The following is a 15788-nucleotide window of genomic DNA, read 5'->3' on the forward strand; positions in this document are numbered from 1 at the left end:
GCGGCGCGATGGTTGGCGCGGGCGTCCGCTGTTGCTTATCTTGTCGTGCACTTCGTGAGCGCCGCGGCGGCGCCACCCTCGTGTATGTGCTGTGCCTGCTGGTGATCATCTTGTTGCTGGGCATATCGGCGGCGCAGATGGCCTTGCAGGGCGAAAAGGCGGCACGGGGCGAGCGCGACAGGCAGATCGCGTTTCAGGCGGCGGAGGAGGCATTGGTGGATGCGCAGAACGATATCGAAGGCTTGCCCGGCGCACCGGGGCGCAGCAGCCTCTTCGCACCAGGCAGTGCGGCAGGGTTTGCGGACGGCTGCGGCGAAGGGGGAATACTGGGCCTGTGCCTGCCGGCAGCCCCGGGTGCGCCGGCACTCTGGCTGAGCACGGACCTGGATGGTGACGCAGGGGGCAGCCGCACCGTGCCGTATGGCCAATTTACGGGCGCCGTCATGCAGACAGGGCAGGGTTTCCTGCCATCGCGCCGGCCCCGCTACCTTATCGAACTGCTGCCGTTTCACCCGCCCGGCGCGCAGGCCACTGCAGTGGCCAGTGGTCTGGCCACGGAAAGCTATGTGTACCGCATCACGGCCATCGGTTTTGGCGCGCAGGAAAGCACGCAAGTCGTGCTGCAAAGTTACTACCGCAAGCAGGCGGCTGGAGCGGGGCCATGAGGGCTTTGCCGTCCGCTTTCTCATCCGCGCTGCGCTGCTCCGGCTGGGCCTGGCTGCTGGGGGCTGGCCTGATTTGCAGTAGTGTCCTTGCCGCCGCTCCCCCGGTGGCGCTGGCGCGGGCCGACGCGGGCTTGCACGGCGCCAGGGTGCCGCCGAATCTGCTGCTCAACCTGTCCCTTACGCACGCTGCCGCCGCTGCCGCACATGGCGGCGACTATGCGCCGCAGCGCGAGTACCTCGGTTACTTCCATGCCCGCATGTGCTACAGCTATCCGTATCGCAGCAAGGACGGCGTCATGCTGCCGGACTTGCGCGTAGCGATCGCTTACTTCTCCGTGCTGAAACCGGCGGATGCGCTGCACGGCTGCGGCGGAGACAGTTTCAGCGGCAACTTTCTCAACTGGGCCAGTGCCAGCATGCTCGACATCGTGCGCTATGCGCTGACGGGCGGCGACCGCGTCATCGACGAGGTGCGCAAGACGGTGCTGCAGCGCGCCTATTTGCCCGATGCCGACAGCCCCATCGACTTTTTTGCCCACCCCGTCTTTTTCCCGCGCAAGGTCTTGCAGACTGGCGTGGCGGCGGCGACACCGTTTGCGTTGGCGCAACTGGCCATCGTTTCTTGCCGTAATCGCCTGTTGTTCGGCGACGCCAGTTTGCCTCCGGGCGGCAATTGCGACGCGCCTGGGGCCGCCGCCACGCACGGCGTGTTCCTCGCGCGCGTGCGCGTGTGCGACGCTGATGAGGGGCCGCTGCGCGACGACTTGTGCCTGGCGTATGGCAAGAACTACAAGCCGGTGGGCGCCGTGCAGCGCCATGGCGGCAGGGTGCGCGTGGGCGTGTTTGGCCATTTGAACGGCCTGCCTGTAAGCGCCGGCGCCGTGTATGGCGGCGTGCTGCGCGCGCCGCTGGCCCACGTGGGACAGCAGCGCTGGATGGCGCCCGACTTTATGCCGCAAGACAATGCTGGCGCCGAGTGGCATCCCGCCACTGGCGTGTATGCGGTTCAAGCTGCGGCCCAAGGCGCGAGCCCTGGCGGCGGGGTGACCGCTTACATCAATGGCCTGGGCCGCGGCAACGCCGGGCATCCCGGTGCGTACGCCAGCGCGGCACCGCTGGCTGAATTGCTGTACGAATCGCTGCGCTATCTGCAGGGGCGGCAAGCGAGCGCCGTCGTGCCACCCGCTACGGCACCGCCTGCCATCGACGACGGCTTGCCGGTCGTGACGCAATGGAGTGACCCGCAAACGGCCAGTTGCCAGCGTCACATCGTCGTCAGTTTCGGCGATGCGGGCATGGCGGGCGACCGCTACGTGCCCGGCAACGTTCCGGCGACTCCCGCATCAAACGGCGACCGCGCCCGCGCGCCGGACAGTTTTGCGCCGCCCCCGTTCGATGTCATGGCCTGGACGCATGCGGTGGGCAGCCTGGAAAACGGTGGGGCGCAAGGCAATCCCGCGCCACGGCCCGAACTGGCGGCACTGGAATTGCTGGCCGAGGGGGCGGGCGGCGCCAGCTACCATGCGGCAGGACTGGCCTACTGGTCGCATGTGCAGGCCCTGCGTCCCGGCGGCAAGAGCGACGGCATGGCGAAGGTCGAGCACTATGCGGGCGACTTGCGCCAGGGCGACCCGGCCGACACTCCCGCCGCTACGCCCTTGTTATTGGCGGCCAAGTATGGCGGCTTTCTCGATGCTAATGGCGATGCCAACCCCTTCAAGAGCGCGACTGGCAGCGCGCTGAGCGAGTGGAGCCTGGATGGCCGCTGGCCCGCCCATTACCTGCCCGGCAGCGACCCGGCCGCCCTGATCGGGGGACTGCGCGCAGCCTTTGCGGCCGCCGACAAGGGTAGCTTGCCGGCGACGCTCGCCGGGCCGGCCCTGATGGCGCTGGCCAGCGGCACGGAAGAGGCATACTGGTTCCAGACGCAGATGCGCCTGGCCGATGGCAGCATGACCTTGTCGCGCACCGCATTTACCGTGGGGGGCGATGGCGCACTGCTTCCCGGCAAGCCATGGTGGCGCACGGGCGGGCAGGAGCAGGTCGCGCCAGATGGAACGCCGGCGGTTTTGCGTCCCGTCTACACGCTCGACGCCAAGGGCACCTTGATGCCGCTGGCCTGGAAGCGGCTCGATACGGAGCAGCGCGGCGCATTCGACGGCGGTGATGGAAGAGGGGAAGCGCGCCTGGCGTATCTGCTGGGCCAGCGCACGCATGAGGTAGGCCAGCCGGGCGGCTTCCTGCGCCGCCGCACGAGCAGCCTGGGCGCCGCGCCGCATGGCAATTTGCTGTACGTGGGCGCACCGGGGCTGGGCATGCCGGGGGCAGGCTATGGCTTGCACCGCAAGGCGCTGCTGCAGCGGCGCAAAATGCTGTACCTGGGCGCCAACGATGGCTTGCTGCATGCCTACGATGCGCGCACGGGCAGCGAATTGTTTGCCTATCTGCCGCAAGCGCTGCTGCACCTTGCGCCAGCCGCTGCGAGTACTCACTACAGCCCCGGCCCCCTGCTCGATGGTGCGGCGGCCACGGCGGAAGTGCTGGCGCTGGGGCATTGGAAGACGGTACTGGTATCGGGCATGGGCGGCGGGGCACAAGGCGTGTTTGCGCTCGACATCACGGATCCGGCCCGCTTCGCGCAAGACGGAGCGCTGTGGGAGTTTACGGACCGTGACGACAGGCTGCTGGGCAACGTGCGCGCGCCGCCCAGCTTTGCCCGCATCAACATGGGCGGCAAGGAGGGCGCGCCAGCCTACCGCGATTTTGCCATCGTCGCCAGCGGCTATAACAACCATGTGGATGATGGCAAGGACACGACGGCGCCCGCATCGGCCGCCGCCATTTTCCTGCTGGCGCTGGACAAGGCGCCCGGCACGCCCTGGGTGTTGGGAAGTAATTACTTTCGCCTCAAGGTGCCTGTGGCCAGCGGTGGTGGTGGCGATGGCGGCCATGACGCTGATGCGGGCGCGAACGCGGGCGCTGACGCCATGCCCCACGCGCTGGGTCCGCCCGTCGTGGTGCCGGGCGGCGACGGCGCGCTGGCTTATCTATATGCGGGCGATCTGCAGGGCAATATCTGGCGCCTTGACATGGCTGGCGGGCCGCCGTGGAAAGAGGGGGCGGGACGCAAGCTCGTCTTTGTCGCGCGCGATGCGCAGGGCAGGCGCCAGCCCGTGACGCAGCAGCTGAACGTGGCCTACGCGCCCGGTGGCGGCTATCTGCTGCTGTTCGGCACGGGCAAACTGGTCGAAGCGGCCGATACCTGGCCTGCCGCCTTTTTGTCGCAATCGTTTTACGCCGTGCACGACGATTTGCGGGAGTCGTCTCCCACGCGCAGCCGGGCTGATTTGGAACAGCGCAGCCTGGGCGAGGCGGTGGGCGGCGTGCGCGTCGATGGCGCCGAGCTGCGCTATACAGGCAGCGACGCGATGCGCGGCTGGTACCTCGATTTCCTCAATGCCGGGCAAACGGGCGAACGCAGCATCAGCAGTCCCGTGCTGGCCGCCGGCAAGGTGCTGTTCAACACCGTCCTGCCCGGGCGCGATTCTTGCGCCAAGCCGGCTACGCGCCTGTACGTGCTTGATGTGCTGAGCGGCTTTGCCGCCGATGGCGCCGGTGTCGTGCAGGCGGGTGTGCAGACGGGGCGCTTGTTCGACGGTCTGGCGCGCGCGCCGCCGCTGGCGCTGGAATTGAACAGCACGGTGGGCGCCGCGACGGCGACGGGGCGGGCCGAGGGGCGCAAGGAACTGGCGGTGCTGCAGCCTGGCTTGCCTGGCGCAGCCAGCGGAACGGGACTCAAGGTCGTCAGCGCACCGCTGCCTGCCCGGCGCCTCAGTTGGCGCGAAGTGGCGAACTGGCGCGAATTGCACGAGGCGGCCAAGAAAAAATAGGCCCAGTGAGGCTGGCGCATCGCATCGGCGGCGATTTCAGGAAAGAGGGGGGCATATGGGCGTGGTGGCAAGCCGGAACGGTCCCGCTGCAAACGGTGGTGCTCCTGCTGCCACACGGGGCTTCAGCCTGATCGAACTGCTATCCGCTCTGGCGATCCTGAGCCTGTTGTTGGCGCTGGCCGTGCCCGCTTATCACGGCCATGTCGTGCGCGCCAAGCGGGTGCAGGGACAGGCGGCCCTGCTGCGGCTGATGCAGCAGCAGGAACGCTATTATTCGCAAAACAACCACTATCTGGCATTTTCCTCCGCGTCGCCGTCGTCGCAAGTGCAGCAGTTTCCATGGTGGTCTGGCGACGGGGGCGCGGCCGGCAGCGCGTATGAAATCGAGGCGCTGGCTTGTCCCGGCCTGGCGATCGGGCAATGCGTGCTGTTGCGCGCGATGCCGGGCACGTCCAAGGTCGATGCGCATTTCCAGGATGCCGATTGCGGCGTGTTGTCCTTGAGCAGCACGGGTCAGCGCGGCAGCAGCGGCCCGTCCAGCCACTGCTGGCCCTAGGCCATGGCCATGCACAATCGCTCACCGCGGATTGGGCACACCGTCGGGAACACCGTCGGGCATACCCTGCCCGAATTGCTGGCCGTGTTGGCGATTGCCGCGTTGCTGGCTGCCGCTGCCATGCCCAGCCTGCAGCAGGTGCTGGCGCGCCAGCAGGTGAGGATGGCGGCTACCGACTTGTTTTCGGCCATCGAATTGACGCGGGCACAGGCGATGGCGCGGGGACAGCGCGTGCTGCTGATGCCGGCCGGAGCCGGTGGCGTGGATTGGCGTACGGGCTGGCTGATATTCATCGACCGCAATGCCAACCTGGCGTTCGATGGCGATGACGAATTGCTGTTCCGCCAGGGGCCGCTGCCGGCGGGCATCACGGCCCAGTTCGCGTTTTCGTCGGCCACGGCGCCGTTTTATATCGCCTACAATGGCGCAGGACGCAGTTGCAGCGCGACCAATAGCCTGGCGGCGCGCTGGGGTACCTTGTCCCTGGCTTTGGGAAAGCAGGTACGGCATATTAAAATCAATATGCTGGGCAGGGTGCGCGTGTGCGACCCGCAGCAGCAGGCGGCCAATTGCAGCGGCGTGGCCGACAGTTCGTAACCCGACTCACCTATCACTCACTATCAAAGAAGCCCGTGGAAATACTCAACGATATCGATGGCATGCGCCTGGCGCTGGAATGGGCGGCGCGCGGTTTGTACACGACCTCGCCCAATCCCCGCATCGGCTGCGTGATCGTCAGGGATGGCCAGGTGATCGGCGCCGGCGTGACGCAGGCGGCCGGGCAGGATCATGCCGAAGTGCAAGCGCTGGCCAATGCGGCGGCGCGTGGCAACGATGTGCGCGGCGCCACCGCCTATGTCACCCTGGAACCGTGCAACCACCACGGCCGCACGCCGCCATGCTCCGATGCGCTCGTGCGCGCGGGGCTGGGGCGCGTCGTGGCCGCCATGACGGACCCGAACCCGCTGGTGGCGGGGCAGGGACTGGCCAAGCTGGAGGCGGCCGGCATCGCCGTCACCACGGGCGTGCTGGCCGACGAGGCATATGAAATGAATATCGGCTTCTTTTCGCGCATGCAGCGCGGCAAGCCGTGGGTGCGCATGAAAACGGCGGCCAGCCTGGACGGCATGACAGCCTTGCACAACGGGCAAAGCCAGTGGATCACCGGGCCGCAAGCGCGCGCCGACGGCCACGCCTGGCGCGCGCGCGCCTGCGCCATCCTGACGGGCATCGGCACCGTCAAGGCGGACGACCCGCAATTGAACGTGCGCGCCGTCGAGACGCCGCGCCAGCCGCGCCGCATCGTCGTCGACAGCCGGCTCGACATCAGCCCCGACGCGCGCATCCTGCAAGGGGGCGGCACGTGGATCGTGGCGGCCGTGGCCAACCCGGAAAAGGAAGCGCAGTTGCAGGCGCTCGGCGCGGAAGTCATCATGCTGCCGAACGCGGCCGGCAAGGTCGACCTGGCCGCGCTGATGCTGGAACTGGGACGCCGGCAATGCAATGAAGTCCACGTCGAGGCCGGTTCCAAACTGAACGGCTCGCTGATCCGCGAAGGCTGCGTCGACGAGCTGCTGGTCTACCTGGCGCCTACCTTGCTGGGCGATGCGCAAGGCATGTTTGCCTTGCCCGCATTGACGGATATCAAGCAGCAGCGCACTTTGCAATTTCACCAGGTTCAGCAAGTGGGCGAAGATTTGCGTATCCTTGCAAGATTCGCCCAGCGCAATTAATACTTTCATACTTTTATAGGGTTAGTTCATGTTTACAGGAATTGTTGCCGCCATCGGCAAGATTGAAACCGTACAACCGCTCGACGGCGGCCTCGATGCAGGCGTGCGCCTGAACATCCACGCGGGCGGCTTGCCGCTGGCTGACGTGGCCCTGGGCGATTCGATCGCCATCAATGGCGCCTGCATGACGGTGGTGGAAAAGTCGGACACGGGTTTTGCAGTCGATGTCTCGCGCGAAAGCCTCAATTGCACCGTGGGCCTCGATACCACCACGGAAGTGAATCTGGAAAAAGCCCTGACCCTGGCCGAGCGCCTGGGCGGCCACTTGGTGTCCGGCCACGTCGACGGCCTGGGCATCGTGCGCAAGTTCGAAGCCGTGGGCGAATCGTGGGAACTGGTGATCGAGGCGCCGCACGAGCTGGCGAAATACCTGGCCTTCAAGGGTTCCGTCGTCGTCAATGGCGTGTCCCTGACCGTCAACCGCGTGGAAGACCTGGGCGCGGGCGCCGTCAACGGCTGCCGCTTCTCGATCAACCTGATCCCGCACACGATCGCCATGACGACCCTGAAGCACTTGACGGTCGATGGCAAGGTCAACCTGGAAATCGACCTGATCGCCCGCTACGTCGAGCGCATGCTGTCGCTGGACAAGGCTGCCGCTTAACATCACAGCTTGAAGCAACACACTTGCTGCCCTGCCAAGCGTGTGTTGCTTTTCTTTCAGACGCGCATACTATGAAGCTTTCCGCAGTGGAGGCTAGCCATGGACCCGATTTCGCGCGCAACCGTGCCCAACACCATCCCGGCCACGTCCCGCGTGGGCGCAACGGCGCCGCTGCCGCCTGTACTGCCCGTGCCGCCTTCCAACGAGGCGGCTGCTCTTGCCATCCTGTCATCGACCCAGGTCGACATCTCCCCGCTGGGCCAGTTCCTGTCCGGCGTGGCCTTGTCGCGCCGGCAACTGCTGGCCTTGCAGGGCGCCACGGAAGAGGCCAGGGCGGCCAATACCCCAGTGAATGTCAATGATGACTTGCTGGCGCTGGCTCGGCAGTTGACGGAATCGTTCGCCCAGCTGCAAACGAGCGGCATCGATGCCAGCCAGCTGGCGACGGCCGGCGATGCGCCGGGCAGCCTGGCGCAGCGCTACGATTTGCTGTCGGGCGACGGCACGACGGATGCGGCCGCCGCGCTGGCGCAGGACGGCAGCTTGCTCACGCAAGCGCAGCTGGCCCGCATCGGCATCGACTTGCGCAATGAAGATGTCGATGCGGTCATTTTGCAGGCCGCGTATGCGGCCGACAGCAATGCCACCCTGGATGCCTTGCAACAGGGAACGGACGTGCTGGCGCAGGTGGGCGCCGTGCTGGCCCAGCAGCAGGGCGCCCCGCTGGCTGCCGTGGTCGAAGCGGATTTGACGGGCGAAGCACTGCCGTCCAGCGCTGCGCAGGCTCCGCAGGCCGAGCAGATGCAGGCCATCGACGAAGCGCCGTCGCAAACGGCCGCCATTGCGCAGCGGCAGCTGGAACTGCAGCAGCAACTGGAAGCGGAGGAGCTGAACCTGGACTTGCAGGAGCTGCGGCCCCAGCCGCAGGCGCAAGCAGCGGCCGATGCAGCGCAATTGCTGCAGACGCAGCGCATCGACAACCAGCGCGTCGATGCGCAGCGCCTGGACGCCGAACGCCTGGACAGCGAACGCATCAATACCGATCAGCAGGCGCAGCAGCAGGAAGCTGCGCGGGTGGACGAACTGCGGCAGGGGCAAGTGCAGCAGCAGGGATTGCAGCAGCAGGCGCAAGCAGCGGCGGACGATGCGGCGCGGGCGCAGCTGGCCGCCAGCGACGCGCAGATGGCGGCCCAGGCGGCATCCGACCGGGCGCAGTCGCTGGCGCGCGCGGCGCAGGGGCAGGCCGACGAGGGCCTGGCGACGGCGCAAGCCCGGCTGGCCCAGCAAAATGCGCAGGCGCAAGAGCTGGCCGCGCAAAACGCGGGCCAGGCCGTGCCGCCGCCTTCATCGCAAGACCCGTCCGTGGCGGCGGCCATCGCCGCCTATAACCTGAACAATGCAGCCCTGAATCCCGGTTTGATGAACCGGCCATTGCCGGCCAGCGACTCGCGCCTGCCGCTGGTGGCGCCGGTGGCCCCCGTGGAACCCGTCAAGCCCGTGACGAAAATCTAGGGCTGCAGGGTAGCGTCCAGGGTAATGTTGGCTTTAAGCAGCTTCGACACGGGGCAGCCGGCCTTGGCCTTGCCCGTCAATTCCTCGAATTGAGCCTGGCTGGCGCCGGGGATCTTTGCTTTCAGGATCAAATGGACGGCCGTGATGGCAAAACCGTCGTCGACCTTGTCGAGGGTGACTTCGGCCGTCGTCTCCATCTTTTCCGCCGTCAGGCCCGCTTCGCCGAGGATCAGCGACAGGGCCATGGTGAAGCAGCCCGCGTGCGCGGCGCCGATCAATTCCTCGGGATTCGTGCCGGGCTTGCCTTCGAAGCGGCTGGCAAAGCCGTAGGGATATTCCTGCAAGGCGCCGCTGCGCGTGCTGATGGCGCCCTTGCCATCCTTGATGCCGCCTGACCAGATGGCCGATCCATTGGTTTTCATAGTGCCGCTCCTGTGTGGGGTGTCGCTGCGAGTGGGGCGTCAGCGCCGTGGCGGTGACTGGCTGATCTTATGCTCTTTGCAAGGCCGGCGGCGCGCGCCTTGCCGTCGCCGTATGCGCTGGATCAGGGAATGGGCGCTTTGCAGGGCAGGCGGTGGCATCCGTGCCGCAAAGCTGTCTTATTTCAGGTCTGCAAGCGCTAAATCCTTTAAAATAGCAGGTTATAAGAAAATTCCCGGAAATCTGAGGAATATTCGCACTCGATGTTTCAGTTCGGTTTCAGTTTTTAGTTTCACTAACAACGCCAGGCAAAACCGTCGCGAGCGGAAGGAAGAGGTGGCTGAGAAGCGCAACCGTACGAAGGTACGGTGAGCATCGCAAGCCGCCTATACCGACGCGCAGCAGGTTTTGCCAGGTGTCTTCAGAGGATGAATAATGTCAATATCCAGCACCGAAGAGATCGTCGCTGAATTGCGCGCCGGCCGCATGGTGATACTGGTCGATGAAGAAGACCGGGAAAATGAAGGCGATCTGGTGCTTGCCGCCGATTTCGTGACGCCTGAAGCCATCAATTTCATGATCACGCATGCGCGTGGCCTGGTCTGCCTGACCCTGACGGAAGAGCGTTGCGACGAGCTGAACCTGTCGATGATGACATCGCGCAACGGCACCGCCTACGGCACCAATTTTACCGTGTCCATCGAAGCGGCCGAAGGCGTGACGACGGGCATTTCCGCCGCCGACCGCGCCAAGACCATCCAGGTGGCCGTAGCCAAGGGCACGCAGCCCAGCGATATCGTCCAGCCTGGCCATATCTTCCCGCTGAAAGCGCAAAAAGGCGGCGTGCTGATGCGCGCAGGCCATACGGAAGCCGGTTGCGACCTGACGGCCATGGCCGGCTTGACGCCCGCCTCCGTGATTTGCGAAATCATGAAGGACGACGGCACCATGGCACGCCTGCCGGACTTGCTGGTCTTTGCTGAGCAGCATGGCTTGAAAATCGGCACGATTGCCGACCTGATCCATTACCGCAGCCAGACGGAATCGCTGGTCGAGCGCGTTGCCGAGCGCACCTTGCACACGGCGCACGGCGAATTCCGCCTGATCGCCTTCCGCGACAAGCCCAGCGCGTCGGCCCACCTGGCCCTCGTGCATGGCGATTTGGCGCCCGGTCTGGAAGCCCTGGTGCGCGTGCACCAGCCCGTTTCCCTGCTGGACGTGCTGGAAAGCGAAGCGACCACCCACTCGTGGACGGTAGCCGCTTCGATGGCCGCCATCAAGCAGGCCGAGCGGGGCGTGATGGTCTTGCTGAACTGCGGCGAGACGTCGAGCGAGCTGTTTGCCCAGTTCGCCGCGCTCGATACGCCGCAAGCGAAGCCGAAAGGCCGCGCCGCCAGCATGGACTTGCGCAGTTACGGCATCGGCGCGCAAATCCTGCGCGACCTGGGCGTGAGCAAGATGCAATTGCTGGCCAGCCCCCGCAAGATGCCGTCGATGGCCGGGTTCGACCTGGAAGTAACGGGTTTTCAGTGCCATCCAGGCCAGGACGCCTGACTAAATCTACTGCGCGTCGCGATTTGCGGCCTGTGATGCTCACTGTACCTTCGTACAGTTGCGCTTCTCGACCACAACTCGCTGCCGCTCGCTACGATTTTGTCAGGCGTCGATGTAGAGTAAATGATGGCGACATGTGCATGTCGCCCTGAATCACCAGATTAAAGAGGCTTATGATGAGCGTAGGAACATATGAAACCAATTTTGCCGGCGAAGGTTTGCGCGTCGGTATCGTCCAGGCACGATTCAATGAAATCGTCGGTGGTGGCTTGCTGTCGGCATGCCTGGAAGAGTTGAGCAAGCTGGGCGTGGCCGATGAAGATATCCTGCACGTGACCGTGCCGGGCGCCCTGGAAATCCCACTGATTCTGCAAAAAATGGCGGAAACCGAGCAATTCGATGCCCTGATCGCACTGGGCGCCGTGATTCGCGGTGAAACCTACCACTTCGAGCTGGTATCGAACGAATCGGGCGCGGGCATCACGCGCGTCGGTCTCGATTACGGCATCCCCATCGCCAACGCAGTGTTGACGACCGAAAACGACGAGCAAGCGGAAGTACGCATGCTGGTCAAGGGAGCAGAAGCGGCACGCGTGGCAGTTGAAATGGCCAATCTGGCGCAAGCGCTGGAAGAGTTGCAAGACACCGACGAAGACTAAGCGCGCGTGATAAGAATGCCATGGCTGCGTTGCAAGGCCTCGCCGTACTATCGTACTGCCTTCGGCCCCGCGCCTTGCCCTGACATCCTTCTCACGCACGCTTGAATTGCGGCTGCGCTACCTAAAGGCGCGCCGCAGTGTCTCGCCGGAATTTGTAGTGAACACGTATTTAAGAACAGGTAACAATCATGACTGAGAAAAATTTGCTCGCCAATCCCAGCAAAAACCGTACGCCGCGTCACCGCGCGCGCGAGTTTGCGCTGCAGGGCTTGTACCAGTGGCTGCTGAACAATGAAGACGCGACCACCGTCGTGAATAATATTCGCGCCGCGCATGGTTTCGACAAGGCCGATGGCGATCATTTCACGGTGTTGCTGTACGGCGCCATCAAGGATTCGCTGGCGCTGCGCGAAAGCATGGCACCTTTGATCGACCGCAATATCGCGGAACTGTCGCCGATCGAACACGGCATCCTGCTGATCGGCGCATTCGAGCTGAAGAACAACATGGAAATCCCGTACCGCGTCGTCATCAACGAAGCGGTCGAGCTGGCCAAGTCGTTTGGCGGTATCGATGGCCACAAGTATGTGAACGGCGTGCTGGACAAGCTGGCAGTGAAATTCCGCGAGGAAGAAGTGGGCGCCAACAAGCGCAAGTAATATAGAGCAGTTCCTGCGGCCAATGCCGCAGGGCAATAAAAAAGCCACCGGCACTTGCGTGCGGTGGCTTTTTTACTGGGTGCCGCTTTTTGGATGCCCCTGTGAGGGCTTTTAAAGGGTCACAGGCCGGCGATCTCGTTATGGGGCAATACTTTGATGGTGATGCCGCTTTCCGCTGCCGGGGCCTTGGCTGGCGCTGGCGTGTTCGATGCCATCACCGGCGTCGTGGTCGGCACGCGCTGGCCGGCCGACACTTGTTTCAGGCGGCGGTATTCAGCCAGCACGCGCGAGCCATAGCCCGAGTCGGTGGCGAAGTTGGCGGCGCCGACGTAGGTTTTGAGGCCCGCTTCGACGGAACCGCCACGCGTGACGTAGTCTTTCAGGATCAGCGAGCCGACACGGATGTTGGCGACGGGATTCAGCGCTGCCTGCACGCCGCCCATTTCCTGGAAGCGCTCATGGTGCACTTTCGACATGACCTGCATCAAGCCTTGCGCGCCGACCGGGCTTTCCGCGAACGGGTTCAAGCCCGATTCGATGGCCATCACGGCCAGGATCAGCAGCGGGTCCAGCTTGATTTCACGGGCTGTCAGGTAGGCCGTCGAGACGAGCATATTGGTCGCATCGTTGGCTACGCGGTAGCGCTTGGAAAGCCAGTTGGTGACCCATTGCTGCTGCTTTTGCGTGCCCAGCAAGGCTTTTTCTTCCTTGCTCAGCGGTGCGTCGCTGGCGGCCGTTTGCACGGAAGCAGGCGCTTCCATCAGTGCCGACAGGGCCGGTGCTTCAACGGCTTGCGCCTCTGCCATCGGCAGCGGGAACAGGCTGTGCGTCAGTTGCTTGCCCAGGTCAGGGCGGAACATCAGCAGGGCGATCAGTGCGAGGGCGGAAATGCCGAAGACTGTCAGTGTGTGTTGTGCCGTGGTCAATACGCCACGTGCCGAAATGGCTTGTGCGCGGGCGCGCAAACGCGCTAACGCTGGCTGGCCAGCCACGGTTGAAGCAGGCAAAGCTGCTTCAGTGCTACGATGAGTCATAGAGTTCCCCGAAATGTCGCGTCAACAGGCAGTCCCTCCGCGGTCTCGCGGTGTTGTGGGTACTGCCAATGCCGTGCATCAGAAATATCATCGTTTCCGCCGCGTATGGATGCGTGCGAGAAACGCCGTCATTGCTTGCTTGAGCTGATCGGTCCCGTTTTTGGTATTGGATCAGTCGCAATACAACTTTTACCGGGGGTAAGGCAGACGCCTTTTGAAAACACTCCTTAAAATGTCATGTGGAGCCCCGACTCCGTGAATGAAAGAGAAACGCTAAAATCAAGCTCTGGGCCGGCGTGCTCTTTCAAGTTGGGCGAATTGTAGAAGCCGTTTTATATCAAGTCAATACTAACGAATCGTTTCTTTATTACTTTTATGTCTTACTTTTTGACTTGCATTGTGCCAAAAGCCAATAAAATCAATTACTTGGCATAGATCCTTCAGCAACGGCGTCCGACGTCAAAAAAAATTAAAAACACATGAAATATTCAGATTTGCGAGATTTTATTTCTCAACTGCAACAAATGGGTGAACTTAAGCCCATTTCGACCCCCATTTCACCGATTTTGGAGATGACGGAAGTCTGCGATCGCACCTTGCGCGCGGGCGGACCGGCCTTGCTATTCAATCATCCGACGGGATACGACATGCCGGTGCTGGGCAATCTGTTCGGCACCACGCGCCGCGTGGCGCTGGGCATGGGCGCGGAAGATGTGAGCGAGTTGCGCAAGATCGGCCATGTGCTGGCGCGGCTGAAGGAACCGGAACCGCCGAAGGATTTCAAGGATCTGCTGGGCCTCGGTTCCCTGGTGAAATCCGTGTGGGACATGTCGCCGAAGGAGTTGCGCGGCGCGAAGTGCCAGGAAATCGTCTGGGAAGGCAACGACGTGGACCTGGCGCGCCTGCCGATCCAGCATTGCTGGCCCGGCGACGTCGCTCCCCTGATCACGTGGGGCCTGGTGATCACCAAGGGCCCGAACAAGAAGCGGCAGAACCTGGGCATCTACCGCCAGCAAGTGCTGGGGCGTAATAAGGTCATCATGCGCTGGCTGGCGCACCGGGGCGGGGCGCTGGACTTCCGCGAGCACGCGATCCAGAGCAAGGGCAAGCCGTATCCGATCGCCGTCGCGCTGGGCGCCGATCCCGCTACTATATTAGGGGCCGTCACGCCGGTGCCGGACAGCCTGTCCGAATACCAGTTCGCCGGCTTGCTGCGCGGCAGCCGCACGGAGCTGGTGAAAGCCATCGGCAGCGAGCTGCGCGTGCCCGCTTCCGCCGAAATCGTGCTTGAAGGCCATATCTACCCGGATGAAAACCATCCGAGCGGCTACGAGCACGCGCTGGAAGGGCCGTATGGCGATCACACGGGCTACTATAATGAGCAGGACAGTTTCCCCGTGTTTACCATCGACCGCATCACCATGCGCCGCGACCCGATCTACCACTCCACGTATACAGGCAAGCCGCCGGACGAGCCGGCCGTGCTGGGCCTGGCCCTGAACGAAGTGTTCGTGCCGCTGCTGCAAAAGCAGTTCAGCGAAATCACGGACTTCTATCTGCCGCCCGAAGGCTGCAGCTACCGCATGGCCGTGGTGCAGATCAAGAAGCAGTACGCGGGCCACGCCAAGCGCGTGATGTTCGGCGTGTGGAGCTTCTTGCGCCAGTTCATGTATACCAAGTTCATCGTGGTGGTCGACGAAGACGTGAATATCCGCGACTGGAAAGAAGTCATTTGGGCCATCACGACGCGGGTCGACCCCATCCGCGACACGACGCTGGTCGACAACACGCCCATCGATTACCTGGACTTCGCCTCGCCGGTCAGTGGCCTGGGCAGCAAGATGGGGATCGACGCGACGAATAAATGGCCGGGCGAAACGACGCGCGAGTGGGGCACGGTGATCGCCATGACGCCGGAAGTGAAGGCGAGGGTGGATGGCATCTGGCAAGAGCTGGGTTTGTAGGCGCTAAGTAGGTCGGGTTGGCGCTTGCGCGTAACCCGACGTTGCGGCGCTTGCATGTTCAGGGCGTGCGTAGTCAGCAGTGTCGGTTTACGGCCTGCGGCCTAAGCCGACCTACGCATGAAATGATCGCGTGCAGTACGGCAATTTCCCAATCTTGCGCAGGTCGGTTATAATTGTCCCTGGCGGGCCCCTGCGCATCGTGGCATGGCTAACCTGGTCAGGTCGGGAACGAAGCAGCCACGGCTATTAACCATGAGTGCCGCAGATCAGGCTCGCCTCCTTCGGGAATGTTTTATCAGGATCGACAATCAAGCTGCCATGGGCAGCTTTTTTGCTTTTACGGCCATATTTTCTTGCCGGCCCGCAGCATTGCCAGGCTTGCCGTGTTTTCCATATTTCCAGCTGGCCATGTTATACAATTGCTGCTTTGCCGCGTTTGCCATTTTGAATGGCCCGGCCATGAGGCTTGCGCCCGCCG

14 protein-coding genes and 1 other RNA gene are annotated in these 15788 nt (G+C 63.7%); 12 read left to right on the forward strand and 3 right to left on the reverse strand.

Annotation, left to right across the window (positions count from 1 at the left end; translation table 11 throughout):
* The first annotated feature begins 80 nt into the window (after positions 1-80).
* From LSO07_RS09335 to LSO07_RS09365, 7 genes are all read left to right on the forward strand, one after another.
* Positions 81-665, forward strand: a complete 585-nt coding sequence (locus tag LSO07_RS09335) for a pilus assembly PilX family protein (RefSeq protein WP_231773002.1) — start codon at positions 81-83, stop codon at positions 663-665.
* On the forward strand, positions 662-4555 hold the full coding sequence (locus LSO07_RS09340) for a pilus assembly protein (RefSeq protein ID WP_151093507.1): 3894 nt from the start codon (positions 662-664) through the stop codon (positions 4553-4555). The genes LSO07_RS09335 and LSO07_RS09340 overlap by 4 nt, the downstream gene beginning before the upstream one ends.
* A gap of 55 nt (positions 4556-4610) precedes the next feature.
* Positions 4611-5111: a type IV pilin protein gene (locus tag LSO07_RS09345; RefSeq protein ID WP_151093509.1), complete on the forward strand. Its 501-nt coding sequence runs from the start codon at positions 4611-4613 to the stop codon at positions 5109-5111.
* A gap of 9 nt (positions 5112-5120) precedes the next feature.
* Entirely contained in the window at positions 5121-5708 is a 588-nt protein-coding gene (locus LSO07_RS09350; RefSeq protein ID WP_225317230.1) for a GspH/FimT family pseudopilin, read from the forward strand.
* Positions 5709-5770: 62 nt separating this feature from the next.
* Positions 5771-6844 carry a bifunctional diaminohydroxyphosphoribosylaminopyrimidine deaminase/5-amino-6-(5-phosphoribosylamino)uracil reductase RibD gene (gene ribD / locus LSO07_RS09355; protein ID WP_191909643.1) on the forward strand — a complete coding sequence of 358 codons (1074 nt, stop codon included), beginning with the start codon at positions 5771-5773 and terminating at the stop codon, positions 6842-6844.
* Positions 6845-6872: 28 nt separating this feature from the next.
* Positions 6873-7508 carry a riboflavin synthase gene (locus LSO07_RS09360; RefSeq protein ID WP_034786589.1) on the forward strand — a complete coding sequence of 212 codons (636 nt, stop codon included), beginning with the start codon at positions 6873-6875 and terminating at the stop codon, positions 7506-7508.
* Between the two features lie 99 nt (positions 7509-7607).
* Positions 7608-9020 carry a hypothetical protein gene (locus LSO07_RS09365; RefSeq protein WP_151093513.1) on the forward strand — a complete coding sequence of 471 codons (1413 nt, stop codon included), beginning with the start codon at positions 7608-7610 and terminating at the stop codon, positions 9018-9020.
* Here LSO07_RS09365 and LSO07_RS09370 read toward each other — a convergent pair.
* Positions 9017-9442 (reverse strand): OsmC family protein, encoded by a 426-nt coding sequence (locus LSO07_RS09370; RefSeq protein ID WP_034786592.1) that lies wholly within the window; start codon positions 9440-9442, stop codon positions 9017-9019. The genes LSO07_RS09365 and LSO07_RS09370 overlap by 4 nt on opposite strands.
* A 433-nt stretch (positions 9443-9875) precedes the next feature.
* On the opposite strand from LSO07_RS09370, the gene ribBA reads away from it, so the two are divergent.
* From ribBA to nusB, 3 genes are all read left to right on the forward strand, one after another.
* Positions 9876-10994, forward strand: a complete 1119-nt coding sequence (ribBA, locus tag LSO07_RS09375) for a bifunctional 3,4-dihydroxy-2-butanone-4-phosphate synthase/GTP cyclohydrolase II (RefSeq protein ID WP_151093515.1) — start codon at positions 9876-9878, stop codon at positions 10992-10994.
* Positions 10995-11170: 176 nt separating this feature from the next.
* On the forward strand, positions 11171-11653 hold the full coding sequence (ribH, locus tag LSO07_RS09380) for a 6,7-dimethyl-8-ribityllumazine synthase (protein ID WP_034786791.1): 483 nt from the start codon (positions 11171-11173) through the stop codon (positions 11651-11653).
* A gap of 188 nt (positions 11654-11841) precedes the next feature.
* Positions 11842-12312, forward strand: coding sequence for a transcription antitermination factor NusB (gene nusB / locus LSO07_RS09385; RefSeq protein ID WP_034786595.1), 471 nt, complete (start codon positions 11842-11844; stop codon positions 12310-12312).
* 119 nt (positions 12313-12431) lie between these two features.
* Here nusB and LSO07_RS09390 read toward each other — a convergent pair whose 3' ends face one another.
* Positions 12432-13346 (reverse strand): lytic transglycosylase domain-containing protein, encoded by a 915-nt coding sequence (locus LSO07_RS09390; RefSeq protein ID WP_052140520.1) that lies wholly within the window; start codon positions 13344-13346, stop codon positions 12432-12434.
* Positions 13347-13825: 479 nt separating this feature from the next.
* On the opposite strand from LSO07_RS09390, the gene ubiD reads away from it, so the two are divergent.
* On the forward strand, positions 13826-15310 hold the full coding sequence (gene ubiD, locus LSO07_RS09395; RefSeq protein WP_151093517.1) for a 4-hydroxy-3-polyprenylbenzoate decarboxylase: 1485 nt from the start codon (positions 13826-13828) through the stop codon (positions 15308-15310).
* 181 nt (positions 15311-15491) lie between these two features.
* An RNA gene (gene ffs / locus LSO07_RS09400) (signal recognition particle sRNA small type) lies at positions 15492-15590 on the forward strand.
* Positions 15591-15618: 28 nt separating this feature from the next.
* Here the strand turns inward: ffs and LSO07_RS09405 are convergent.
* Positions 15619-15771 (reverse strand): hypothetical protein, encoded by a 153-nt coding sequence (locus LSO07_RS09405; RefSeq protein WP_180278305.1) that lies wholly within the window; start codon positions 15769-15771, stop codon positions 15619-15621.
* Positions 15772-15788 lie beyond the last annotated feature (17 nt).

This window comes from Janthinobacterium sp. PLB04 (assembly GCF_021165895.1).
In the GTDB taxonomy this organism is placed as follows: Bacteria; Pseudomonadota; Gammaproteobacteria; order Burkholderiales; family Burkholderiaceae_D; genus Janthinobacterium; species Janthinobacterium lividum.

Coding starts and splice junctions, on each gene's coding strand:
- ribH (WP_034786791.1), top strand. CDS start 11,171: ATGAGCGTAGGAACATATGAAACCAATTTTGCCGGCGAAGGTTTGCGC.
- LSO07_RS09340 (WP_151093507.1), top strand. CDS start 662: ATGAGGGCTTTGCCGTCCGCTTTCTCATCCGCGCTGCGCTGCTCCGGC.
- LSO07_RS09370 (WP_034786592.1), bottom strand. CDS start 9,442: ATGAAAACCAATGGATCGGCCATCTGGTCAGGCGGCATCAAGGATGGC.
- nusB (WP_034786595.1), top strand. CDS start 11,842: ATGACTGAGAAAAATTTGCTCGCCAATCCCAGCAAAAACCGTACGCCG.
- LSO07_RS09345 (WP_151093509.1), top strand. CDS start 4,611: ATGGGCGTGGTGGCAAGCCGGAACGGTCCCGCTGCAAACGGTGGTGCT.
- ribBA (WP_151093515.1), top strand. CDS start 9,876: ATGTCAATATCCAGCACCGAAGAGATCGTCGCTGAATTGCGCGCCGGC.
- LSO07_RS09360 (WP_034786589.1), top strand. CDS start 6,873: ATGTTTACAGGAATTGTTGCCGCCATCGGCAAGATTGAAACCGTACAA.
- LSO07_RS09350 (WP_225317230.1), top strand. CDS start 5,121: ATGCACAATCGCTCACCGCGGATTGGGCACACCGTCGGGAACACCGTC.
- LSO07_RS09390 (WP_052140520.1), bottom strand. CDS start 13,346: ATGACTCATCGTAGCACTGAAGCAGCTTTGCCTGCTTCAACCGTGGCT.
- LSO07_RS09365 (WP_151093513.1), top strand. CDS start 7,608: ATGGACCCGATTTCGCGCGCAACCGTGCCCAACACCATCCCGGCCACG.
- ubiD (WP_151093517.1), top strand. CDS start 13,826: ATGAAATATTCAGATTTGCGAGATTTTATTTCTCAACTGCAACAAATG.
- ribD (WP_191909643.1), top strand. CDS start 5,771: ATGCGCCTGGCGCTGGAATGGGCGGCGCGCGGTTTGTACACGACCTCG.
- LSO07_RS09405 (WP_180278305.1), bottom strand. CDS start 15,771: ATGGCCGGGCCATTCAAAATGGCAAACGCGGCAAAGCAGCAATTGTAT.